Genomic DNA, 24,642 nt, shown 5'->3' with positions numbered 1-24,642 from the left:
ATGGGAGGCCGTAATGGCTTTGTTGAGTTTCAAGAAAAAGACGGACGACACCAAAACCGTCACCCCCGAAGTCGAAGCCTTTCTGAAAGGCTATTCGATTGAAGTGATGCCGCGTACGGCCGCCAAGGTCGAAGATTTCCGCGCGTTGTTGCCCGAAGGCACCCGCGTCTACATCGCGCACATCGAAGGCACCCCCATCGAAGACATGGTGGCCACGGCAAAGCGTCTGAACGAAGATGGCTATCCCGTGATGCCGCACTTCCCGGCCCGTATCATTCACGACAAGGCGATGCTGGAAAACTGGATCGCCATGTATCAGGGCGAAGCCGACGTCAAAGAAGCGCTTTTGCTGGCAGGTGGTGTCGACAAGCCCCACGGTGATTTCCATTGCTCGATGCAACTTTTGGAAACCGGCCTGTTCGACAAAGCCGGATTCACAAATCTGCACGTGGCCGGCCACCCCGAAGGCAACAAAGACATTGATCCCGACGGATCGTCCAAGAACGTTGACGATGCATTGCGCTGGAAACAGAAATTCTCTGAAACCACAGATGCACAGATGGCTCTGGCCACACAATTCTGCTTTGAGGCAAAACCGATCATCGAATGGGCCAACGGCCTGAAAGAAGCGGGCATCGATATTCCGGTCCACATTGGCATTGCGGGTCCGGCCAAGCTTCAGACCATGATCAAATTCGCCATTGCCTGTGGTGTGGGACCGTCTGTGAAAGTGCTGCAAAAGCGCGCGATGGACGTCTCGAAGCTTCTTTTGCCCTATGAACCACATGATGTGATCAATGAGCTGGCAGCCCACAAAGCGGCCAATCCGGATTTCAACATCGAAAAAGTCCACTTCTTCCCACTGGGCGGCATCAAGACAAATGCCAACTGGGCCATCGACAATGGCGGCGCGTCTACTGCGCCTGCAAACGCCTAAACCAAGGATCAACTATGACCCGTACTATTATTGAATCTAAATCAAAAACAACAATCATGGGGTTTGATCAACCGTTCACCGTTATCGGTGAGCGCATCAACCCCACGGGCCGCAAAATCCTGAATGCCGAGTTGGAAGCCGGCGACTTTAGCCGTGTTGAAGCCGATGCTTTGGCTCAGGTTGCTGCAGGTGCAACTGTTCTCGACATCAACTCGGGCGCTGTTTTCTCGAACAAAATGGCCGAAGATCCCCGTTATGCCGACAACAACTTTGTCGAGCCGGAACTGATGCGCGAACTCGTGAAACGCGTTCAGGCGATCACCGACTGCCCGCTCTGCATTGACTCGTCGGTTCCCGGCGCGCTTGAAGCAGGTCTGGAAGCTGCCGAAGGCCGCCCGCTGCTGAACTCGGTCACAGGTGAAGAAGAACGCCTCGAGCTGGTTTTGCCGCTGGTCAAAAAATACAACGTGCCTGTTGTTGCGATTTCCAACGATGACACCGGTATTTCGGAAGACCCCGAAGTGCGCTTTGCGGTTGCCAAAAAGATCGTGGAACGTGCGGCTGATTTCGGCATTCCGGCCCATGACATCGTGGTTGACCCTCTTGTGATGCCTATCGGCGCGATGGGCACCGCCGGTTTGCAGGTGTTCGAACTGAACCGTCGTCTGCGCAATGAACTGGGTGTGAACACCACTTGCGGTGCATCGAACATCTCGTTTGGTCTGCCGAACCGCCACGGCATCAACAACGCCTTCCTGCCGATGGCGATGGCGACCGGCATGACCTCAGCGATCATGAACCCGATTGCCCTGCCTGTTGGTCCGAAAAAGCTGGCCGAGAAAAAAGCGGAAATCGAAGCTGCCGGTATCATCATCCCCGCCGATATGGATGACGAAACCTTCTGTCAGATGTTCGGGCTGGGCTCGACCAAGCCACGTGCAGGCAAGGAAATGGAAGCCATCCGCGCTGCCAACTTCTTGACAAACAACGATGAATCCGGTGGCGAATGGATCAAGTTTAACAAGGTCCCTGCCAAAGCCGGTGAAGAAGGCCGTGGACGCGGTGGTCGTGCTGGCGGTCGTCGCCGTCGCGCCTGACCCTTGTTTGCAAGGTCCTAAACAGACAAAGGGCAGAGTGGTCATGTGACCGCCCTGCCCTTTTTTTCATGAGGCTGACCTAACCGCGTTTCTTGCGGGCGCGGAAATCCGTGGCGCCTTCTGTCGGGTCGCTGTCGTTGTCAAACATCGCGTGTTTCTGGATCTTCTGCGTGCCTGTCACTGGAATATCGGTCACGAACCTGATCCATCCCGGTGCCTTGTAGTAACTCAACCGCTCAAAACACCAGTCGAACAACTCATCTGCCGACGTGTCCTCGGACGCGCACATGATACAGGCCAGCACCTCTTCATCCCGCATGGCATCGGCCACAGCCATGACCGCAACACGTTCAACGGCAGGATGATCCTGCAGGCAGGCTTCGATCTCGGCGGCCGCGATGTTTTCACCGGACCGGCGGATGATATTCTTTTTGCGGTCCACAAAACAAAGCATGCCGGTGTCGTCCATGGTGACCGTATCACCCGTATGGAACCATCCCCCACGCCAGGCGTCCTCTGTGGCCTCCGGCAGGTTCAGGTAGCCGGAAAATGCCCCCTTGCGCGGCGTGTCTCTATCAAACCTGATCACCATTTCACCCGCAGTGCCACGGGGAACTTCGACATCTTTTTCGTCTACAACACGCACATCCAATCCGGGCACCGGACGCCCAAAGGCGCGCGTGTCGATGGCGCGGGGTTCCGTGTTGGCGCAAATGATGCGGCACATTTCGGTCATGCCCCAGACCTCGATCAAGGGAAAGCCGAACCGCTCTTCAAATGGTGCATGAAGCGTTGGTTCCACACCCGCCCCAACCGCAAACCGAAGCGTGTTTTTGTGATCCCATTCCCCTTCTGGAAGGTTCATGAGCGCAGGAATGACAATGCCAAGGTAATGCGCGACGGTTGCCTTTGTTTCCGACAGTTCACGCCACCACGCAGAGGCGCGGAACCGTTCGGGGATAATGTGACAATTGCCCGTTTCAATCATGCAAAACAACACCAGAATGGCGGCGTTGACGTGAAACAGAGGAAGCGGACAATAGAGCCGGTCCTGACCTTCCCTGAAATCCAGAAGCCCGCCACGGCTTGCATACCAGCGCCCCATATCCAGCTCATAGGCGTGGCTCATGATGCATCCCTTTGGCCGTCCTGTGGTGCCCGAGGTATAGATCAGGCTGGCCTCGGTCTCGCCCGAGATGCCCTCAGAAGAAACCTTGCGTGATGCCATTGGCAACGCAGGTAGATCATGATCCAGTTCGACCACCTGCACCGCATGATCCGAGGCGGCGATCCCCTTTTGCATCAATCCGCCAAGCTCTGGCGCGGTGATCGTAAGATCGGCTTTGCTGTCTTCAAGAAGATAGGAAAGCTCAGCCGGACGGTAATCGGGATTGACGGGCACCCAGCTTATACCAAGCCCGTTCAGTGCCAGTTTGAGCAGGATCATCTCGGGCCGGTTTCCCAGCAAAACCGCAATCCGGTGGCCGTGGCCGTATCCAGCATCGCGGAGTTTTGTTTGCCATTGCAAAACCGTCTGAAGCGCCACTCCATACGAGATCTCGTACCCCTTCGGATGATACAGACGCGCGGTATCCTCGGGCACCAGCAAGAACAGGTTGTCTTTATAAGTATTTGCTTTTGAATTGAAAAAATCTGATATCGTATCCATGAAACAGCCCCTCCTGCCTGCAACCTTCGACTTGGGGTGACAATACCTAACAGGCCGCAACGCGCAATCCCCGCCACTGCGCGTCTGTTGTGTAATCTGGATTGGCTGGCTTTTCCCTTGCGTCACATTTCGCTATCTTGCTTCAATTCACCAAGGCCCGAGCGTGGAGACGCAAATGTATACGACCTTTTCGTTGATCCTTTTTATCGCGCTGGAAAGTGTTGCCATCTATTTTGCGTTTCGCGCGGTTCAGAATGCACGCACCCCGCAGGGTTCTGTGGCCTGGGTCGTCTTTCTGCTCGCGGCGCCTTACCTCGGGATTTTGAGCTATCTGTTTCTGGGTCACAAAAAGTTCGCCGGTTATGTCGTAAAGCGGCGTGAAACCGAACGCGTTGTCGAAGGTATCGAAGCATCCCGTGCCATCCATGCGGCGGTGGGTGATGCGGATGATGTCGGCTATGCCACCTTCGAACGTTTGGCCGCGGCCCCTGTGGTTTCGGGCAATGCGATGGATTTGCTGATCGACGGTGAAGAAACGTTTGATGCGATTTTTGAAGCGATTGACGCCGCTGAAACCTATATCTTGCTTCAGTTCTATATCGTGCGGGATGACGCATTGGGCGGTACGTTGCGCGACCATCTTCTTCGGGCGCGGTCACGAGGTGTCAAGGTGCGGTTTCTGTACGATTCGATCGGAAGCAACCAGTTGTCGCGCATCTATATCGAAGAGCTGACCCAAGCAGGCGTTGAAATACTGGACACCAATGCCCTTCGTGGGCCGACGAACCGGCTTCAGGTCAACTTTCGCAATCACCGCAAGACCGTGATCGTGGACGGACGCGTTGGATTTACCGGCGGGTTGAATGTCGGTGACGAATATATGGGGCGCGATCCGGGCCTCGGACACTGGCGGGATACGCATGTTCATCTGCGCGGGCCCATCGTGGCGCAGCTGCAGCTGGTCTTTTGTGAAGACTGGCATTGGGCCACAGAGCAAAGCCTTCTGGATGATCTGTTCTGGCAGGCACCCCGCGCCGACGAGAACATGGATGCGCTGTTGCTGGCCCCCGGTCCAGCGGACGAGATGGAGACGGGAAACCTCTATTTCTGTGCCGCCATCCGCGCCGCCCGCAAACGGATCTGGATCACGTCGCCGTATTTCGTGCCCGATGCCGACATTGGATCCGCTTTGAAAATTGCCGCCTTGCAAGGCATTGATGTGCGTATTCTCGTCCCTGGCAAGGCCGATCACTGGTCAACCTATCTGGCCGCCTTCGACTATTTCGACGACCTGCGAGATGCGGGTGTAAAGTTCTTTGTTTATGACAACGGCTTCATCCATCAAAAAGTGCTTTTGGTGGACAACAGCATTGCCTCGGTGGGTACCATCAACCTCGACAACAGGTCATGCCGTTTGAACTTTGAAGAGACCGCAATGTTCTTTGATCATCGGGCTGCCGAAAACGTCGCGACCATGCTTGAGGCGGATTTTGCGCAATCCTACCTGCTGGAAAAATCGCTTGGCGACCATCCTTTATGGATCAGGCTTGGCGCGCCCATTGCCCGTCTGTTTGCGCCCTTACTCTGACGGTGTTTTGGTTTGGCGGCGTTGCCGGACCAGCTCGCCCAATCTGGCGTTATATTCTGCCCCAAAGACAAACACGGCCGCCATCAGATACAGAAAGATCAACGCCGTCATTACACCGGCCAGACCGGCATAGGTCACGCTGTAATTCGAGAACTTCTGGATATAGAAATCAAAGGCAGTGGCCCCCAGCGCCCAAAGTACCATGGTCAACAGCACGCCGGGAAGGATGTCCTTGATCGGGCGCTTTAGTCCGGGCAGCCATTTGTGCACCGCAATCAATCCAAAAAACAAAAAGCCAACCGTCACAACCGAGGCGATCATCTCGTGCTTTACGATTTCGAGGTGCAGCACAGGCGCAAGATCAGAGGCATATTTCAGGTAAGCAGGCACCAGCACGCCAACAATACCGGCCAGTGTGACCAGAATGGCCCCGCCGATGGCAAACAAAACAGCCAGCAGACGGCGTTGCCACAGGGGATGTGGGTCGCTTTCATGGTAGGCCTCGCAAATCACGTCGCGCACGGCCTCGAACCCGTTTGATGCCAGCAAAAGCGTCAGCAAGGCCCCAAAGGTCGCTGTTGTGCCCCCGCTTGCCTCAAGCACGGCGCGGACTTCGCTTTCGATGGGTTGGGCGATTTCATCGGGCCATGACCCGAACACCACATGCAGCAGATCATCCATACTGCCGAAATTGTGGGTGATCTGTCCGACAGACAGCATCACGGCGATTGACAGGGCCAAAATACAAAACGGAAAAATGGCAAGCATCATGGACATCGCGACATAGCTTGCGCGCTTCATCCCGTCCTTGTTGAAAAAACGTGATGGCGAGTCCTTGAGGGCCTGCCAGTAATCGAACAAGGGATGGCTGTTTTCTATCATGGCTGAATAAGGCCGTGCGCAATGGATGGGGTCAACCACAAAGACATAAGTGGCGAGACCTCAGGAACTGTCTTGTCCTGAAATCAAAAGTTTTTGACCCCTTCGCCCAAGAAACGCCGGACACCCATACACATATACGATGTGTAGCGAACAGACCTTCTTCACTTTACCGAACTTCGAACCCCCGGATGTTTTACGCCTTGGTGCGTCCGGGCTGCCACTCACAAAACCAACAAGGCTGGCGCTGGCTTTGGTCAGCGCCAACAAAAATTCCCACATCTGATGTGGACACGTCACGTTTGCCTAAAAACGCCGCCTACCCAGTCTCGGGTGGTGATAATATGGGGGCAACGTACCGGCCGCAGAAATGCGTGTCCGGTGATACAGGCGCAGTGGCCCAGCCCTATCCATGGCTGCTGCGTCTGTATCAATCGTTTAAGGCAGTAACGGAACACCCCGGCGCACCTTGAGCGGCGAACGGTCAAACCAACGTCGAAACGCCTGATTAAAGGCCGTCTGGTCCGAATACGCCACGGCCAGCGCGACCTCGGACAGCGGCAAATCGGTCTGTTGCACAAGGGCCAGCGCGCGTTTGCGGCGCTCTTCATCCAGAATTTCGCGGAAACTGCTGTTTTCGGCCTTGAGCCGGCGCTGGAGGGTTCTGGGCTGGATATTCAGGGCCGCCGCCACACGATCCTGTGACACAAGCCCCAAACTCAGCTGGCGAAACACTTCAAGACGCACGATTTCTGCGAAACTGCGGTTCTTTTCAACGCTGATCTCTGCCAGATACCGGCGAATGATCGGGTGAAATGCGACGTCCGTTTTCTTGAGCCGTGTGTTTAAAACCTTGGACTCGAAAAACAGGATGCTTTTGTCCCCCTCATAGCGCACCGGACACTTCAGCTCGGCCGAGAGGGAATCCCGCCCTTTGGGGGCATCATGCGGCACAACCGCTTCGTAGATTGGCACCTTGCCACCTGCGACACACTCAAGAATGTTACGAGCGTTGCACAAGGCACTTTCGCGAAACTGGCGCATCTCGCTTCGGTCACCGCGCAAAACCATCGTCAGCTCTGCCGGACCTTCGGTTTCGGGTTCTGTAATACCAACGACCGCACCATTTGTGTGCAGATACAGATTGCGCATGATCGCATTCAGAGCCGTCCGCACAGAGGTTTCCATACGCGTGACCAAAGCGACAACGCCCAGCGTGTCCAGGGCGTGATAACGTGACAGACGAACACCCAGATCAGGCACGTCCCAACCGGTGGCGCAGTCCTCAAGAAGGGCACATGCGTCTTCAAACGTAACTTCGGCTTCTTGCGCTTTGAAAACAGAAGGATCGATGTTGTGCTGTTCAAGGTTCGACAGAAGATTTTTGTCATACCTGTTGGCGAGATCGTCCAAACCAGACAAAGCGGAGGCTCTGAGATAAGTGCCCATGATCCAATACCATTGTTTCTAATACGGGCACTTTAACATGGTTGTTCGGCAAGCCAATACATAGGTTGTCAATCCTGTCCTATTTTTGTGCATGTGCCAAAAAATGGGCTGAAATCCTGTGGATGATCGGAAACAAGGATTGATGATTATTGCAGAGGCAGAGCTGCGCCGCGGTTGGCGGTGATCGCCTCACTTCAGATTAGTGTAAGTATCCCAGTCTGTTAACCAAAATATGGATTGCCAAAGTGATTCTCGAACCGCCCGTGCGCGCGTGATCGGCCTTTCATGCCCTTCTTCCCTTCGTCGAGGGGACGTGACCGGGCGGAACCGCTCTATTTTTTAGTCGCCTATCACGCCTTTGGTGGTGGATTGTTTCACTCTAATGAACAGTTTTCTTGCGATATCTGAGGCACATTTGCGCCGCCGAACAGGCGCACGCCAGAGGTCGAAATCTCCGGTGAACACCGGCCTATCCCAAAGATGAGCGGAAACCGCTCATTATTTTTGACGTCTTGGATGCAGCATGCGTCCAAAGATGCTAAAAATTGGGCAAAGGACGAACGCTTGAAACTATCGCTACCAATTACAAGGCTAAATGTGGTGCGCCGATATCTTTTGGGCGCGCTGTTTGCGGCGCTTATTCCGCTCGCTTTGATTGCCGGTCTTTATGATCGCTACAGTGCCAATCTTCTGAACAATCTGATTGCCAACAGGGTTGAAACCAATCTCGAGGCCACCGCCGCACGCATGAGCAACTTTATGGCGGTTCAGGTGAAGCGGCTTGAAAACATTGCGGACCTCCCAGACGCGACCGACTTTTTCAAAGCGGGCTCGAAAAATGAGGTGTCCCTTCTTCTAAGCGATATCCTGAGCCTCGAAGCGGAAAATCCGGACATCTATGCAATTGAATTGTCCGATAACGACGGGACAATCCTGCACACGGTGCCCCGAACGCGCAGCCGCAGCCAGCCCCCGTCACACAGCACATTGCCTTTGGTACAGCATGAAAGCGTCGAGGTTCTGGGTCCGGTTCTGCCCGACAAGGGGCGCCCCGGATGGTTTCTTATTTCCAAGCCAGTGATGGTGGATCACCAGAAAATCGGGACTGTGTCGTTGCGTATGCGTCTGGCGTCCCTGACCGAACAAACCGGCGCTTTGGTCGAGCCGAGTGTTTTCGAGCCTCAGATCGTTGTCTTTGATCGCGTGCGTCTGACGCCGGTGGGCACTGCGGCCGCCCCAAAGGACGTGATTGCTATGTCGCGCCAGTTCTTTCCCGGATGGCGCATTCATCTCGTGTCAGGGCGAAATGACTATCAGGAACCAAAGACCTATATCCGCTACCTTCTGATGTTTGTTGCGGTGTTGACGGCGCTTGGGGTGATCTTTCTTTTTTATAAGATGTCCATGAGGTTATCCGGATATCTTCAACCCCTTAGCAAAGGCGCCCAGGCGGTTGCGAACGGCGATTTCTCGGTCCGTGTGATCGAAGACGGCCCCGGCGAGCTGGGCATTCTGGCAAGATCTTATAACCGCATGCGCGAACAGTTGGGCAAGCTGATTGAGTCACGCGTCGAAGTGGAACGCCGCGCCGCACTGGGCAGTATGGCCGCTGGTATCGCCCATGAAATCCGCAATCCCCTCACAACGGTGTCGACCACGGTTCACGGGCTGAAGCGCAGCGAAGAAGACCCCATGCGCAAAGAGATGTTCGATGTGATCTCCTCGGAAATCGCCCGTGCGGATGACGCCATCAGCGAATTTCTGAACTATGCACGTCCAAGCGATCCCGAAAAAGAACCTGTCAGCGTGAAAGAGGCCTTTCGCACCATCAAGACGCTGATCAGCGCGACCGCTCATGAAAAGCATGTCGTCATCAGCATTTCCGGTGAATCCGATCTGGTTTTGTTGATTGATCCCACACATTTTCGACAAATCCTGTTGAACCTGATGCTGAATGCCATCGAGGCGATGCCGGGGGGCGGTCATCTGACCATTCGGGCCTATCGTGATAGCGGCCACGCGGTGCTGCTGATTGCGGATGATGGGATCGGCATGGATGATACGCTGCAGACAAAAATCATGCGGCCCTTTTTTACAACGCGGGCCAACGGGTCGGGTCTGGGGCTGCCGATTACCAAACAACTTGTCGATGCCAACGATGGCACTATCGCGATCGAGAGTGAACCACAGGTCGGCACAACCATCACGCTCACCTTTCCATTTTCAAGACAGACCAGCGGGGAAAGGTCATGATCAATTCCACCGTTCTCATCATCGACGATGAAATCAAACTTACGCAATCCCTTGCCTTCACGCTGAATCAGGCCGGATTTGATTGTCTCAAGGCCCATAACGGCGTTGACGGGTGCCGCATCGCCCAGCGTGAAAAGCCGGATGTGGTTTTGCTTGATATTCGTATGCCGGGGCAAAATGGCATCGAGGTTCTTCAATGGCTGATTGAGAATACCCCCGATATTCCGGTGATCATGATGTCGGCCTTTGATGACACACAGGACGCCGTAACCGCGATCAAGATGGGGGCCATTGATTACCTGTCCAAACCCTTTGATGTGGATGAGTTGATCCTGCTCATCCAGGAGGTTGATAAGCGCAAACAGCTCGAATTCGAGGTCCGGTATTTGCGGGACCGTTTCACCAATGACACGGCCTTTATCGGAACCTCTGCACCGATCAAACTGCTGCGCGAACAGATTGACCTAATCACAAACAGTCAGGTCGCAACGGTTCTGCTGTCTGGCGAAACGGGGGTTGGTAAGGCAATCATCGCAAGGCAGTTGCACATCAAGGGCACCTCCCAAGAAAGCCCCTTTGTGGAAATCAATTGTGCCACCCTGCCCGAAAGCCAGATCGAAGCCGAACTCTTTGGGGCAGAAAAAGGCGCCCTGCCCGGTCTGGTGTCGCGCCGGCGCGGGTTGGTTGAAATCGCGGATGGTGGCACGCTGTTTCTGGACGAGATCAGCCAAATGCCCCTGTCCGTGCAGGCCAAACTGCTGACCTATATCGAAACGCGCAGCTATCGCCCTGTTGGCATTGCGCGCGAGCATAAATCCGACGTCCGCGTCATTGCCGCCACCAACAACAGCCTTGAACAGGCCGTCGAAGAAGGCACTTTCCGACAGGATCTATTCTTTCGACTGAATGTCATGCCGGTTGAAATCCCGCCGCTGCGCGAACGTGATACGGATATTCAGGTGCTGGCCAACCATTTCGCACAGAAGTTCGCCGAAGACGCCGCCGTGCGCCCCATTGCCATCGGAAAATCCGCTTTGGCGTTGTTAAAGGGCTACCCCTGGCCCGGGAACGTGAGAGAGCTTAAAAATCTGGTCGAACGGCTGACGATTTTGCACGCGGGTCAGATCATCGAGGCGGATCATCTGCCTTCTGAATTCAAAGATGTGGAACCGACCGGACCTGTCTCGATTGAGGATTCCATGCAGTCTGTTGAACGCGCAATGATACAGGATGCGCTGCTCAAATCGGGGGGCAAAAAAGGCATGGCCGCCGAAAGACTTGGGATTTCCCGTCACGCCCTGAAGCGCAAGATGCAAAGGTTGACCCTGTCATGAGATGTTTGCTTGCTGGCGCTTTCGCGCTGTTGTCAGGTTTGGCGGCGCCATTTGGCGCATCGGCAGAACCACCTGCCGTCAAGGTCGGATGTCTTTTTCCGCTGACCGGTCCCGGCGGTCTTTATGGACGAGACAGTGCCGTGGCCGTGCAAATGGCCCTTGATGATCTGTCGGCTTTGGCTGTGCCGGATTACCCGCAACTGGACGTCAAGATTGCCGACACCCGATCCAAGGCGCTGCGCTCGGTTCAGATTGCGCAGTCTTTTATCGAGGAAGACGAGATTGATTTTTTGTGCGGAGTTGTCAGCTCCAGCATTGCCAGAGCGGTCTCGGCCAAGGCGCTCAAACACGAAGTTTTCTTTATTGGCACAGACCATGCCTCGCCGTCATTGGTGTCCGAAGATTTGCATCCCTATTACTTTCGGGTCAGCAACGACACGCGCCAATCCATGTTGGCGGGCGCAAAATATATCGCCGAGAACCACAGGCTTGCCGATCGTCCATTGCGGATTGCATTTGTCGGGCCTGACTATGAATACGGGTATCAGGCGTGGGAAGACCTGAGGGCGTTTCTGGACCAACAGGATGTGGATTATGAAGTCTCAGGGGAGTATTGGCCGAAACTCTTTGAAACGGATTATACCCTTTATCTGCAGCAGCTCACGGCCTCGTCTTCGGACATCGTGGTCAGTGGTCACTGGGGGCTTGATCTGGTGACCTTTGTCAAACAGGCGGGTCAGTTTGATCTTTTTGAAGAGGCCCAGTTCATGAACTTCGACGCGGGCGCGAACTATGAGATTTTTGCAGAACTCGGTAATGATATGCCCTTGGGGCTGGTGCTTTCTGCCAGACATCACGTGAACTGGCCGCCAACGGAGCGCAACACCGACTTTGTGAACGCCTTTCATGCGCGTGCGGGCCGGTATCCAAGCTATGCCGCCCAAGGCGCCTATGCAGGTGTTTGGGCCATCGCAGAGGCCGTGCGTCATGCAGAGGATCCATCCAACAAGGATCACATTCGCGCCGAGCTAGAGGGGCTGGTGCTACCGCTTCCGGAGGACCCCAAAGGGTTCATGTCGACCATGGACCCCGCTTCCCACCAGTTGCTACAGGTTCAGGCGATCGGCCGGACCATGTTCAACAACCGGTATCCGCCCGCCACGGTGCAGCTGGGCGATTGGTCCGTCTATTTTCCACCAGACTCATGGCCCAAGCTAAATCAGGGTGCCAGTGCCGATTGACGGCCCGCACACCCAAGAAACAGGCACCTCTCCTAAAAAACAAGCGATGAGCGGATTCCGCCCACAGGGTTTCGCAAATGAGCGCATAGCGCTCGTTTCGGGTCTTTGGCTCCGTAGAATTCGACCGTGACCTCCCGTCTTTTGTGAGTGCGTTTGATTGAAAACGCTTCGGGAGGACTTTGCCTAAACCACCATCACCGGGTCATGCCGGTCTTTGTGGGTATGGGCAAACTTCTATCCCTTTTGGGTTAGAAACTGGAGGAAACTAATGACTAAATCTCGGCTTGGCGCATCGTTTGGATCGCTGCTCAGAAACTCAACATCCATCATCATGGCAGCAGGCATTGGCGTTACGGCTGCTTTTGCGACCGCAGGAACCGCACAGGCAGAAGACGCATCGGTCAAGATCGGCTTTGTCACCTTTCTGTCCGGTGGGGCCGCAGGCCCGTTCGGGGTTCCCGCTCGCAATGCAGCAGAATTGATGATCCAATCGATCAATTCCGGCGCGATCCCTGCGCCCTATGGCACCGCAGGTGTGGGTGGGGCAAAAATCGACCCGATTTTTGTTGATGAAAACTCGAAACAAAAGAACGCTGACTATCTGAAATTGGTGGAAAAAGACGGCGTTGATATGGTCGTCGGCTATATTTCATCAGGCAGCTGCAAGGCGATTGCCCCAGAGGCCGAAAAGGCCCAGAAGCTGACCATTCTGTTTGATTGCGGCACGCCACAGATTTTCGAAGACATCGTCACTGACCCCAAATACACCTTCCGCACCGGCGGCCATGCTACGATGGATAACGTCGCAGCAGCGCGGTATTTGCAGCAACAGGACGTGTCTCTCGACAGCATCGCCGGCATCAACCAGAACTATGCTTGGGGTCAGGATTCATGGCGCGACTTTTCGCAGTCCGTACTACAGTTGAAGGACGGTGCAACCGTCTCGACCGAGCAGTTCCCGAAGATATATGCCGGTCAATACGGATCGGAAGTATCTGCCATTTTGACATCGAAACCGAATGTCGTGCATTCCAGCTTCTGGGGCGGCGATATGGAAGCCTTCATCATTCAGGGATCGGCCCGCGGCGTGTTTGAGCGGTCAAAAGTTGTGCTGACCACGGGTGAGACGGCGATGCATCGTCTTGGCGGTCAGATGCCAAACGGCACGGTGATCGGCGCACGGGGCCCACATGGGGATCTGGCACCGGAGTCCGAATTGAATGACTGGTTCCGCAAAGCCTATTTCGACCGGTTCGGGACGCTTCCGACCTATCCGTCTTATAAAATGGCCCAAGCGCTGTTGGGGGTGAAAGCCGCCGCAGACAAAGCCGGAAGTGCGGATCAGGATGCCATCATCGGTGCCCTGCGTGGTCTTGAATGGGAAGGTCCAAGCGGCAAGGTCACAATGGCACTGGCCAACGGGCATCAGGCCATTCAGGACACGGCCTATGGCACATACATGTATGACAAAGACGCTGGCAAAGCGACGCTGGTCGACATCGTGCGCTTTCCCGCCGAATGTGTGAACCCGCCTGCGGGTGTCACCTCGATCGACTGGATCAAGGGTGGCTTCCAAGGCGCGGCCTGCGATTGATCTTGGTCACTCCCGTGAGGGCCGAACATCGTCTTGTTCTGCCCTCGCTTAACTGGCTGGTTCTCAAAGAACACTTCTCTTCCCTTTGAGAACCGGTCTTTTAACGCGGCTGGCCTTGTCGCCCCGCGAAATCCATAAAAATTCTGGAGTTAATAATGCTTACCGCAATTGCGATAGCAGTGGATGGGCTTGGCTTTGCTGCATGGCTTTTCCTGTCATCGGTCGGCCTGACGCTGATCTATGGTGTGATGCGAATTCTGAACATTGCGCACGGCGGGTTTTACGCGCTGGGGGCATATTCATCCGCATGGGCCATCGGCCTTTACACCGCAACCGGATCGCCCGTTGCCTTTTCGTTTCTTCTTATTCCCTTGGCCGCATTGATTGCCGGCGGGATTGCAGGTTTGCTTGTGGAACGGGGCATCCTGAAATTCATGTATGGCCGCGACGAAGTTTTGATGGTGCTGGTCACCTATGCGGTTTTTCTCATTCTTGAGGACGTGACCAAGTTGATCTGGGGGACCGAGTCCTATATCGCCTGGCAACCGGCCTTTCATTTCGGAACTGTTGAAATCGTTGGTATCCCCTATACCGTTTACAAGTTCCTGATCATTGGCACGGCCCTTCTGGTTGGTCTGAGCCTGTTTCTGGTTCTGAACAAAACCCGTGTTGGCAAACTGCTTCTTGTCGTGATCGAGGATCGCGAAATCAGCAGCGCGCTGGGTATCAATGTCACCCTGTTCTTTTCGGTCACATTCGTTGTGGGCGCCATTCTTGGGGCTCTTGGCGGGGCCATTACCGCACCCGAGATTTCCGTATCTCCCGGGATTGGCGCGGAAATCATCGTGTTGTCCTTTGCGGTGATCGTGATCGGCGGCATGGGCTCAATTGGCGGCGCGATGATCGGCGCGGTGATTGTAGGCTTTGCGCGCGCGGCGTCGGTGCATCTCTATCCGCCTGCCGAACTCTTCTCCATCTACCTTGTTATGGCCGCTGTGTTGGCTGTGAAGCCTTATGGCCTGTTTGCCTTGGCAGAAAGCAGAAAGATATGACCAAACATCTTGATCGTACCGAAATCGGGCTTCTTGTTGCCCTTCCTCTTTTGATCTGTATCGCCTTTGTCCTGCCCAAATGGATTGTGAACTATGTCCATGTGTCCATGGGAACCGGGCTTGTTGCGCTGGGTGTCATGATCCAGATGCGCGCCGGTCTGGTGTCCTTCGGGCAAGGTCTTTACTTTTGTGTCGGCGGCTATGCTGCTGGTATGACGGGAAAGTTTCTGGGTGTGACCGACTTTTTCGTCCTGTTGTCTGCGGGCATCGCGGCGGCACTGTGTCTGTCATTTGTTCTGGGATTTTTGCTGCGCCGGTATCGCGAGATTTTCTATGCGATGTTGTCGCTGGCGATCTCGATGATCCTGTTCGGCTTGCTGTCGAGCACCGAAGAACTGGGATCGACCGACGGGTTCAACCTGCCCACGGCCTCGTATTTTGGCTGGTCGCCCACCGGTGAAACCGCACGGCTGACGCTTTACACCCTCACCTGCTTTATCGCGATTGGCTGTGCCATTGCCCTGAACCGGTTTCTCAAAAGCCGCGTGGGATATGTGAACGAGGCCATCCGCGAAAACGAACTGCGTGTCGAATATCTGGGTACCTCTGCACATAACGCCGTGCATCTGACCTATGTTGTGGCGGCTGTCGTGTCTGCCATTGGCGGTGTGTTGTGGGCGCTTCCACTCGGTCACGTCGACCCCGAGATGACCAACTGGACCACTTCTGGCCAGTTTGTGTTTGTGTCGATCCTTTCGGGCACCGGCAACATTGCCGCGCCTCTGATCGGCACCTTCCTTCTCGAGATCATCCGCGTCTATGCCGTCGAACTGTCCCCCAACACATGGCAGCTGATTTTGGGTTCCGTGATGCTTTTCACCATCATTTTCCTGCCCAAGGGACTGTGGTCGCTGATCACTTCGAAACAGAAATCCAGCAAGAAAATCGGAGCCTCCGCCCCGAAACCGGGTGAATGATATGACAACACTTTTGGAAACCAGACATCTCGAAATGAAGTTCGGCGCGGTGTATGCCGCGCGGGATGTAAACATCACCATCAACGAAGGAGAAATCCTTGGGGTGATCGGATCAAACGGGGCCGGAAAAACAACCTTTGTCAACATGGTCACGGGGTATCTGTCCCCGACATCGGGCGACATTATCTATCGCGGCAACAAGATCACCGGAAAGGCAACGCGCGACATCACCCGTCTGGGCATCTGTCGGTCGTTTCAAATTCCACAGCTGTTTCCCGAATTGCCTGTCTTGGAAAACATGCTCATTGCCCTGACGATCGCCAAACAGGAAAAGCCGTCGCTGTTTCGCCCTGCCATTGACCGAGCCCTTGAAGACGAGGCGCATGAACTGCTCTCTCATTTCGATATCGATCAATACGCGGATCAGCTGATCCAAACCCTGCCCCAAGGTGTTCGCAAGCTCGTCGATATTGCGATGGCAACGGTGGCAAAGCCAGATCTTCTATTTCTTGATGAACCCACAAGCGGCGTCAGCGCGGACGAAAAGATGGAGTTCATGCGCGTTCTGATTGCCGCGCTGAAAACCACCAAAACAGCCGTTCTGTTCATCGAGCATGATATGGAAATCGTGGAGGAATTTTCACCGCGCTGCGTTGCGTTCTATGAGGGCACGATCCTTGCGGATGGCCCGACAGATGAGGTTTTGCAGGATGACAAGGTTCGCGAATTTGTCATCGGCAGTGAATTCCATCGCACCCCGACAGACGCAGCCCCCAAGGAAGGAGCACAGCAATGCTGACCCTAAGCAATATTGATTTGTCCATCCAGCGTGTTCCGATTTTGCGCGATGTCAGTCTTGATATCGAGACCGGCACGACCTGCGGTCTGATCGGGCGCAACGGAGCGGGGAAAACCACACTGATGCGCGCCATCATGGGGGCTCTGCCGGTGGAAAAAGGCGCGATACAGTTCAACCATGTCGACCTGCATACCGCCAAAGGCCACGAACGCGCTGCGCTCGGGATCGGATACCTTCCCGAAGATCGCCGGTTGGTGCCGCATTTCACCGTTGAAGAAAACATCATGGTGTCTTTCTGGGCGACAAAGAACACCGACATGGCACGATTGAAGTGGGTCTATGATCTGATGCCGGAAATTGGCCGCTTTGCCGACCGCAAGGCCATGACCCTGAGTGGTGGCCAGCAAAAGCTTGTTGCCCTTGCGCGGGCCATGGTGGCGGGGTCGAATCTGCTGTTGCTGGATGAACCTTTCGAAGGGGTCGCGCCGGCTTTGGCGCAACGTCTTATGGAAGTCATCGGTGATCTTCACAATGAAAAGCTGACCGTGCTTGTGTCCGAGTCCGACTACACGCACTCTCAAAAGGTGGTCGACAAGGTCTATGCGATCGAACGCGGCCAAATCAGTCTCATGAACAACACAAAGGCAGCATGACAATGGGTGATTTTACCTTCAACACCACCGCCTCTATCCGTCAGGGATGGGGCATGGCCGCAACGCTTGGGGAGTGTGTGGGCAGCCTGCCTTTTGCAGCGACACAGACCGAGGTTCTGTTTGTGACAGACCCCGGCATCATGAAGCTGGGCCTTGCAACGGCAGCCATTGCACATCTCGAACAAAGCGGGTTTTCCGTCACCCTGTTCGACCAGATCGAAGCAGACCCCAAAGCCACCACTGTGTTGCAGGCCGTCTCGCTTGCAAAACAGAACGGGGTTGCCTGTGTGGTGGGCTTTGGCGGCGGCAGCTCGATGGATGTGGCCAAGATGATTGCCCTGCTGGCCAACAGCGACCAGCCTCTGGATGAGATATACGGCGTCAATCAGGTCACGGGATCGCGCTTGCCGCTGACCCTTGTGCCCACGACGGCGGGCACCGGATCCGAGGTCACGGCGGTTTCGATCCTGACCACCGGCACCGAAGAGAAAAAAGGCGTGGTCTCGCCCGTGATCCTGCCGGACATCGCAGTCCTGGATGCAGAGCTGACCCTTGGGTTGCCTGCCCATATCACCGCCGCCACAGGCGTGGATGCGATGGTGCACGCGATCGAGGCGTTTACCTCGCGCAGTGTGAACAACAACCCCATTTCCCGTATCCTCGCGAAACAGGCACTTGATCTATTGGGCGCCAATATTCGCGAGGCGGTCTCGAACGGTGCAAACCGCCAAGCCCGTGAAAACATGCTGTTGGGATCGATGCTGGCCGGTCAGGCCTTTGCCAATTCACCGGTCGCGGCGGTTCATGCGCTGGCCTATCCCGTCGGAAGCCTGTTCCATGTGCCGCACGGGTTGTCCAATGCGCTGGTTCTCGAGGCGGTCATGCGGTTCAATGCACCCGAGTGCGGCGCGGAATATGCCGAACTGGCCCCGCATGTGTTTCCCGACACGGACACCGCGCGCGACAGTCAGGCCATTGCAGCCGAGTTTATCGAACGTCTTGGGCAGTTGAACATCGACCTCGGTCTTGAAGCAGGGCTTCAGCAGGTTGGCATCAGCGCATCTGACATCCCACGGCTGGCCTCTGATGCCATGAACCAAAGCCGCCTTCTTGTGAACAATCCGCGCGTTTTGAGCGAACAGGACGCCGCGCAGATTTACGCGGCATCGCTTTAGCGGTGCGCATCAACCAGAGGCGCGGCCCCCTCTGGTAAAGCACGAAAACAGGGCCGCATTTCCAATGGGAGGAAAAACATTGAAACACCTTGTATTAACCGCTGCGTTGACATGCGCCCTGTCCGGGGCTGGACTTGCCGAAGGCTGGCATGCATCCCCATGGGGGCCGGAAGATGAAATTGGGGCCGCCAACCATATCACCCCCGAAAGCGTTCTTGAGGCTGCGAAGCTGATCAAGACCGGCAAAACCTATAATCTGGGGATTGTGGTCGATTCAAAAACACCGGCCTTTTCGCCCCGCTCGATGAGCATCACCGTTCTGCAACCCAACCAGATCACCACACAGGGTCTGGGCACCAATGGCATGACCTATAACGATGACATTTTCATGGGATGGCTTGGCATTGGACCGCAGATTGACGGTCTGGGGCATATCGGGATCAAGCATGAATATTATAATGGTCTCAAAGGCGGCGAAGTGGCCAAGGCCGACGGTCTGGCCAAGCTGGGTCTCGAAAACCTGCCGCCCCTCGTGACGCGCGGCGTGGTGCTGGACATGACCAAACACTTTGGTCAGGACATCATCAAGGAAGGAACGCCCTATACCAAAGAAGACATTATCGCCGTTGCGGATACCCAAGGGGTCGAGCTGAAAAAGGGCGATACTGTCTTTTTCCATTCCGGCTGGCTTGATCTTTTGGACGGCGAAACACCAGACCACGCTCGCTATGTTTCGGTTGAGCCGGGTCTTGGGATCACAGGGGCTGAATACCTTGCCGAGATTGGCGTCGTGGCCGTTGGGGCCGACACCTGGGGGCTTGAGGCTGTGCCGTTTGAAAATGGCCCTGATGGGGTGTTTGCCGTGCACCAGATCCTGATCCCCCAGAACGGGATCTATATTCTGGAGAATATGGACACACGCGAACTGGTGGCGGACGAAGCATGGGAATTCATGTTCGTCTTGGGCGTGACGCGTATGAAAGGGGCTGTTCAGATGATGATCAACCCGACCGCGATCCGCTAGGAAAAACAGGGGTGAGGACACCTGCCCTCTCCCCAATTGCCTTGGGGCGATCTCGGATTATGTTCAATCTGTGAACTGGCGCATTACCGGTTTTGTCAGGTCTGCATTGGAATACCGGCTGTGATGTGCCGCCATGTTTTCCGCAATTGAATTTGACCAAAGGTTAAAATCTTGTACACCTTCGTAACAACACTAGGAGGTCCCATGATTAATACAAAAGCAATTCTCGCAGCCGCTGCTGTGTTTGCAACGACATTCGCAGGAGCGAGCGTTGCAGAAACACGCATCACCTATAAATCCGCCAAGGCCGGAACGTCCTATTACCAGATGGGTGTCCAGATTGCCGAAGCAATGAAAGCCGGCTCGAATGGTGAAGTCATTGTGACCATCGAAGAAGGTCAGGGATCCGTTCAGAACGTCATGGAGGTGCGCGCGCGCGGAGCAGACTATGTCTTTACTACACCGCCGGTTCTGGTGCGTCTTGCCCAAGGTGGCAAAGCCATGTTCAAGGACAAAAGCGATCCGGCCTTTGACGACATTCGCGCCCTTTTCCCGATCCCGTCGCTGACGATGCACTTTGTCATGTCCGCAGACAGCGGCGTGACCGATTTTGCAGGTCTGGAAGGCAAATCCATCCTTCTGGGCAAAGGCAGCTTTGGCGCGCGCGAAGGTGCGAAATATCTCAAGATTTTCGGTCTTGAAGGCAAGGTCGAGATTGCCGACGCGGAACTGTCAAACGCCGTCGCCGCTCTGAAAAATGGTCAGATCGACGGGTTTGTGACCGCCGGATCCTGGCCTGCGCCAAATGTCGTCGAAGCTGCGGCCTCGACGGGTGTGTCTGTCCTGTCATTGAACGACGAACAGGTCGCCATGACCAAGCGCACACGTCTGGTTATTCCGGCCGGAACCTATGCGGGTCAGGACGAGGATATCGTGACGACCTCTTTGCCGGTTGTGACCTACACCACCACCAAAATGGATGACGACACGGCCTATCAGCTGACCAAAACCTATTGGGAAAGCAAAGGCGAAATGGCCAGTGCTGCGGCTTGGTGGGGTGGTGTCGACACCGACCTGATGAGCAACATCACAGGCAAAATCCACCCCGGTGCGATCCGCTATTATGAAGAAGCGGGCGTTGCTCTGGACGACGCGCAGAAGTAAACCCTGTTCCAAACCACGACTGCAGGCCGGACCATGCAAGGTCCGGCCTTTCTTACGAAGGGGCCTCACATGAACGCGCTGGACGACCTGCCCGAAAACCGAATGTTGAAATGGGGATGGCTCGGGTTCGCGCTTGTCCTTGTGGCGTTTCACATTGGTCTGATCTTTTCGGGTCTTGTTCCCAACCTTGTGAGCCGCCCCTTGCACCTCGCGCTGATCCTGCCTTGGGTTTTTCTTTATGGAAAAACAGGGCGCTGGACGCTTTTGTCAGGCGTGGTGCTGACCGTTGTTGGCATGGGCGCCGCGATCTGGATCGCGTGGAACGCAGATATGCTGGCGGACCAATACGGGTTTCTGGAATCCCGCGCTCAGGTCTGGATCGGATTTGCCCTTCTGGCCGTGATCATCGAGGCCGCCCGTCGTTCGATAGGCTGGCCCCTGCCCCTTGTTGCGGTTGTCGCGCTGCTTTACGCGTTTTTCGGCCATCATATCCCCGGTGAATTTGGCCATGCCGGTATGCCGCTTCGGTCGTTTTTGGGCACGATGACCATTGCAGAAGGCGGCATCTGGGGCAGCCTTGCGGCTGTTTCGGTTGGCGTTGTGTCGATCTTCGTGATTTTTGGAGCCGTTCTCAATGCGGGGGAAGCAGGTCAGGGCTTTATGAATGTGGCCGCCGCAGCAGCGGGCCGCCTGACCGGAGGGGCCGCCAAGGTTTCGGTGATATCTTCGGCACTCTTTGGATCAATTTCGGGCTCGGCCAGCGCCAATGTCGCCTCGACTGGGGCGATCACCCTGCCCGCGATGACGCGCCTTGGCTATCCCAAACGTCTTGCTGCGGGTGTCGAGGCCGTTGCAAGCTCGGGCGGACAGATCATGCCGCCGCTTATGGGGGCCGGTGCCTTTGTCATGGTCGAATTGACCGGCACGCCTTACACGCAGATCATGGGCGCCGCCCTGTTGCCTGCCTTCCTCTACTTCTGGGCCGCATGGATCGGGATCAATGCCTATGCCACGCGGTTTCCCCTGCGCGGTCTGGCCGAAGAGGACCACCCTGCCACCCGCGATGTGATCATCACGTCGCTGTTTTTCCTCGTGCCCTTCACCATTCTTTTGCTCGGCATGTTCTGGTGGGGGTTCACACCGCAATATGCTGCCTGTCTCGCGATCTTTGCTGGCGCGCTTTTGCTTTTAATTGACGGTAAGTTGAGTTTTGACATGGACCGCACCCGCGAACGGGTCACGCTGGCCCTGCTCACCGCATCCAGACAGGTCGCGATGATCGCATCCATCATCTTTTGCGCATCAATCGTGATTGGTGTTCTGGGCGCGACAGGGCTTGGGGTCAAGATCACGTCGGTGATCCTTGAAAGCTCGAGCGGCGCCTTGTGGGGCTCGTTGTTACTGACGGCACTGGCCTGTTTGATCCTTGGCATGGAAGTGCCCACCACGGCGGCCTATGTGATCTGCGTATCGGTTGCGGGGCCTGCGCTGATGAAGCTGGGGCTTGATCCCCTTCAGGCGCATCTCTTCGTGTTCTGGTTCGCCCTTCTGTCGACCATCACACCGCCGGTTTGTGGCGCAGTTTTCATTGCAGCCGGTATGATTGAGGAAAACTGGCTCAAGGTTGCCATGACCGCGATGTCGCTTGGTCTCGGGCTGTATCTGATCCCGTTGGGCATGATTACATGGCCCGCCCTGATCAAGCTGCCAACCGATCCTTCCGGCGCGCTGTTGGCGACAGGCGCAATCGGGATTGCGCTTGCGGCATTGTCCTATGGTTTGATTGCACGATTGCCGATGGTAACCCGTATCTTGCTGGCATTTACGGGATTGGCCGTTTTATTCGGCCCCGCCCTAGTATAAGCGCGCCTCCGCTTCCTGTTTTCGGCTGCGCTGGCGGTCAATGAAAAAGGCCCCGGATGAAAACAGCTGTTCACCCGGGGCCCGTATCAATCAAACAGGATCATGCGTCTTCTTTGGTGTCTGCTTCCGGCGCGTCCTCATCAGACTGCATCGCCTTGGCGGTCTTTTCCAAAAGCGGCTGAAGGTTGTTCATCGACTGGAGATGCACAAACAAAAGCTCGAGCTCATCACTGCGCAGCATCTTTTCGAGGGTTTCGCCCGACAGCTCTTTCAACTTGTCACGGTTGACGGCTGAAAATCCGGACAAACGCCCCGGAGACCCGTCGGGCATGGTGTATTGGGCATGCATCGGTTCAAGCAGTTTATGCTCGACAAGGCGTTGGCAAAACGCGCGGGTGCGCGCGAATTGTGACTGATACTCACGCATGAAATCAAGAACCTGCGACAGATACATAGAGCGCTCGCCACGGCTGTCGAAAAGCTTTTCGCCTTCTCCGTTCTTGTTGATGCCTTCATAGTCCTCATCAACAAACAGGGTGAAAGATGCCCCGTCTTCGGCGGTCGCAAAGACAAAAGGATACCGCCGCATAAAGGCCGGAACATAGCGTCCGTTCCAAGTACCATCTTCATTCACATAGAGGTTTTGTTTGTCCCGCATCCCCAGAATGACAACGGGCATCATTTCATCGCCCTGTCCTGCAAACACGATTGTACAATCAGACGCGGCCGCTCTGAACTCGGCGGCAACCAATGGCACGGAATTCGCTTCCTTGGCAAAACCGTAGTGGCCAGCTGCGCGTATCGACACGTCTTTGTGTGCCTCGCTCGTGACGGGAACGGCCTTTTTGTAGAAAAGCAATTGAGTGTCCATTTATTATCTCCCTGCACCGAAGAGTGTTTATGTAGAAAGTCATTTTGTTTCGGGCTGTTGAACAGCCTAGGATACTCTAAGCCATGCGCCAAGAAGGATTATTCACGAATTCAGGAAACTCTCCGTTGCCACAGGTCCCATATCTCCGATACGCTCGATCAACGTTCATTGGGAAAAAACATGCTTCGCACACTCAAAGCTGGCGCTTGCCTTATCCTTTGTCCACTACCTGTTCTCGCACTCGAGGTCGGTTCCTGCATCGCAGTTCCAAGTCAAGTCATTGATGTCTCTGTCGAATTTCCCGGACTTGTCGAAACGGTTCTGGTGGATCGCGGAAGCACGGTTGTCGAAGGGGATCTTCTTGTCAAATTGCGAGACAGCTCCATCCGCGCACAGGTCGCACTGGCCGCGCGCAGGGCTGAAGACCTTAATCAAATCAATGGTGTAAAGGCAAGAATTGAAGTTCTTGAAGCACAGCTGGTACGGGTCGAAAGCCTTTATGAACGCAATTTGATAGCGCAAAGGGAAGTGGACCGCGTCGATGCCGAACTATTGGCGTTGTATCAGGAACGTGATCGCCTGTTCACAGAGCACGACCTTGCCAAGATCGAGCACGCCCGTGTTCAGGAATTGATGACCCAGCGTGCCGTGAAAAGCACGATTGAAGGCCTTGTCACCGCTCGTAATATCGACCCCGGTGAATATGCCAGTGAACAAGCCCCTCTGTTGACAATCGCTGCTTTGGATCCGCTGTATGTTGAGATTTTTGTGCCACAGTCGATGGCTGGAAAGCTGGCCATTGGCGACGAAGTCGAGGTTCTCTTGAACACCGCGCCTGAGACACCGCTTGTGGCGACGGTGGATGTGATCGATCAGGTCTTTGATGCGGCTTCGGCCACCTTCGGGATGCGTCTTGTCCTTCCCAATCCTGATGGGGCCCTGCCGGCGGGTGTAAGATGCCGCGCCCGTCTCTGACAAAAATGCCCCGCTGAATGAGCAGGGCATTTTTACGGTTCATGTATG

At 55.3% G+C, this 24,642-nt stretch carries 20 protein-coding genes; 16 read left to right on the top strand and 4 right to left on the bottom strand.

Annotated elements, in window-relative coordinates; translation table 11 throughout:
* Positions 1 to 13: 13 nt before the first annotated feature.
* A complete protein-coding gene (locus PH7735_RS08670; RefSeq protein ID WP_058311212.1) occupies positions 14 to 937 on the top strand; it encodes a methylenetetrahydrofolate reductase in 924 nt (307 codons plus the stop codon).
* 14 nt (positions 938 to 951) lie between these two features.
* Entirely contained in the window at positions 952 to 2,034 is a 1,083-nt protein-coding gene (locus tag PH7735_RS08665) for a methyltetrahydrofolate cobalamin methyltransferase (protein ID WP_058310851.1), read from the top strand.
* Positions 2,035 to 2,113: 79 nt separating this feature from the next.
* On the opposite strand, the gene PH7735_RS08660 is transcribed toward PH7735_RS08665, so the two are convergent.
* Positions 2,114 to 3,703, bottom strand: a complete 1,590-nt coding sequence (locus tag PH7735_RS08660; protein ID WP_058310850.1) for an AMP-binding protein — start codon at positions 3,701 to 3,703, stop codon at positions 2,114 to 2,116.
* 175 nt (positions 3,704 to 3,878) lie between these two features.
* Between PH7735_RS08660 and cls the strand changes: the two genes are divergently transcribed.
* Positions 3,879 to 5,291: a cardiolipin synthase gene (gene cls, locus PH7735_RS08655; protein WP_058310849.1), complete on the top strand. Its 1,413-nt coding sequence runs from the start codon at positions 3,879 to 3,881 to the stop codon at positions 5,289 to 5,291.
* Here the strand turns inward: cls and PH7735_RS08650 are convergent.
* Complete coding sequence (locus PH7735_RS08650) at positions 5,283 to 6,173, bottom strand: YihY/virulence factor BrkB family protein (protein ID WP_058310848.1); 891 nt, start codon at positions 6,171 to 6,173, stop codon at positions 5,283 to 5,285. The genes cls and PH7735_RS08650 overlap by 9 nt on opposite strands.
* Before the next feature lie 435 nt (positions 6,174 to 6,608).
* On the bottom strand, positions 6,609 to 7,619 hold the full coding sequence (locus tag PH7735_RS08645) for an AraC family transcriptional regulator (RefSeq protein ID WP_058310847.1): 1,011 nt from the start codon (positions 7,617 to 7,619) through the stop codon (positions 6,609 to 6,611).
* Between the two features lie 600 nt (positions 7,620 to 8,219).
* Here PH7735_RS08645 and PH7735_RS08640 point away from each other — a divergent pair.
* From PH7735_RS08640 to PH7735_RS08585, 12 genes are all read left to right on the top strand, one after another.
* Positions 8,220 to 9,872, top strand: coding sequence for an ATP-binding protein (locus PH7735_RS08640; RefSeq protein WP_145865287.1), 1,653 nt, complete (start codon positions 8,220 to 8,222; stop codon positions 9,870 to 9,872).
* Positions 9,869 to 11,206 (top strand): sigma-54-dependent transcriptional regulator, encoded by a 1,338-nt coding sequence (locus PH7735_RS08635; protein ID WP_058310845.1) that lies wholly within the window; start codon positions 9,869 to 9,871, stop codon positions 11,204 to 11,206. The genes PH7735_RS08640 and PH7735_RS08635 overlap by 4 nt, the downstream gene beginning before the upstream one ends.
* Entirely contained in the window at positions 11,203 to 12,447 is a 1,245-nt protein-coding gene (locus tag PH7735_RS08630; RefSeq protein WP_058310844.1) for an ABC transporter substrate-binding protein, read from the top strand. Before PH7735_RS08635 ends, PH7735_RS08630 begins: the two co-directional genes overlap by 4 nt.
* A 268-nt stretch (positions 12,448 to 12,715) precedes the next feature.
* The gene (locus PH7735_RS08625; RefSeq protein ID WP_058310843.1) at positions 12,716 to 14,041 is read left to right on the top strand and encodes an ABC transporter substrate-binding protein; all 1,326 of its coding nucleotides are present in this window, start codon (positions 12,716 to 12,718) and stop codon (positions 14,039 to 14,041) included.
* A gap of 155 nt (positions 14,042 to 14,196) precedes the next feature.
* Entirely contained in the window at positions 14,197 to 15,093 is an 897-nt protein-coding gene (locus tag PH7735_RS08620; protein ID WP_058310842.1) for a branched-chain amino acid ABC transporter permease, read from the top strand.
* The gene (locus PH7735_RS08615) at positions 15,090 to 16,070 is read left to right on the top strand and encodes a branched-chain amino acid ABC transporter permease (protein ID WP_058310841.1); all 981 of its coding nucleotides are present in this window, start codon (positions 15,090 to 15,092) and stop codon (positions 16,068 to 16,070) included. The genes PH7735_RS08620 and PH7735_RS08615 overlap by 4 nt, the downstream gene beginning before the upstream one ends.
* 1 nt (position 16,071) lies before the next feature.
* Positions 16,072 to 16,869 carry an ABC transporter ATP-binding protein gene (locus PH7735_RS08610; protein ID WP_058310840.1) on the top strand — a complete coding sequence of 266 codons (798 nt, stop codon included), beginning with the start codon at positions 16,072 to 16,074 and terminating at the stop codon, positions 16,867 to 16,869.
* A complete protein-coding gene (locus PH7735_RS08605) occupies positions 16,863 to 17,522 on the top strand; it encodes an ABC transporter ATP-binding protein (RefSeq protein ID WP_058310839.1) in 660 nt (219 codons plus the stop codon). Before PH7735_RS08610 ends, PH7735_RS08605 begins: the two co-directional genes overlap by 7 nt.
* Positions 17,523 to 17,524: 2 nt before the next feature.
* Positions 17,525 to 18,697 (top strand): iron-containing alcohol dehydrogenase, encoded by a 1,173-nt coding sequence (locus PH7735_RS08600; RefSeq protein ID WP_058310838.1) that lies wholly within the window; start codon positions 17,525 to 17,527, stop codon positions 18,695 to 18,697.
* A 79-nt stretch (positions 18,698 to 18,776) separates the two neighbouring features.
* Positions 18,777 to 19,721 (top strand): cyclase family protein, encoded by a 945-nt coding sequence (locus PH7735_RS08595; protein WP_233488283.1) that lies wholly within the window; start codon positions 18,777 to 18,779, stop codon positions 19,719 to 19,721.
* Positions 19,722 to 19,925: 204 nt separating this feature from the next.
* The gene (locus tag PH7735_RS08590) at positions 19,926 to 20,885 is read left to right on the top strand and encodes a TAXI family TRAP transporter solute-binding subunit (protein WP_058310836.1); all 960 of its coding nucleotides are present in this window, start codon (positions 19,926 to 19,928) and stop codon (positions 20,883 to 20,885) included.
* A gap of 69 nt (positions 20,886 to 20,954) precedes the next feature.
* On the top strand, positions 20,955 to 22,748 hold the full coding sequence (locus PH7735_RS08585) for a TRAP transporter permease (RefSeq protein WP_082645204.1): 1,794 nt from the start codon (positions 20,955 to 20,957) through the stop codon (positions 22,746 to 22,748).
* A gap of 100 nt (positions 22,749 to 22,848) precedes the next feature.
* On the opposite strand, the gene PH7735_RS08580 is transcribed toward PH7735_RS08585, so the two are convergent.
* Complete coding sequence (locus tag PH7735_RS08580; RefSeq protein ID WP_058310835.1) at positions 22,849 to 23,619, bottom strand: SapC family protein; 771 nt, start codon at positions 23,617 to 23,619, stop codon at positions 22,849 to 22,851.
* 180 nt (positions 23,620 to 23,799) lie between these two features.
* On the opposite strand from PH7735_RS08580, the gene PH7735_RS08575 reads away from it, so the two are divergent.
* Positions 23,800 to 24,594 (top strand): efflux RND transporter periplasmic adaptor subunit, encoded by a 795-nt coding sequence (locus tag PH7735_RS08575; RefSeq protein ID WP_058310834.1) that lies wholly within the window; start codon positions 23,800 to 23,802, stop codon positions 24,592 to 24,594.
* Positions 24,595 to 24,642 lie beyond the last annotated feature (48 nt).

The sequence above is a fragment of the Shimia thalassica genome (assembly GCF_001458215.1).
GTDB classification, from domain to species: Bacteria; Pseudomonadota; Alphaproteobacteria; order Rhodobacterales; family Rhodobacteraceae; genus Shimia; species Shimia thalassica.
The sequence above is the reverse complement of the archived record's forward strand: the minus strand, read 5'-3'. Positions and strand labels throughout refer to the sequence as shown.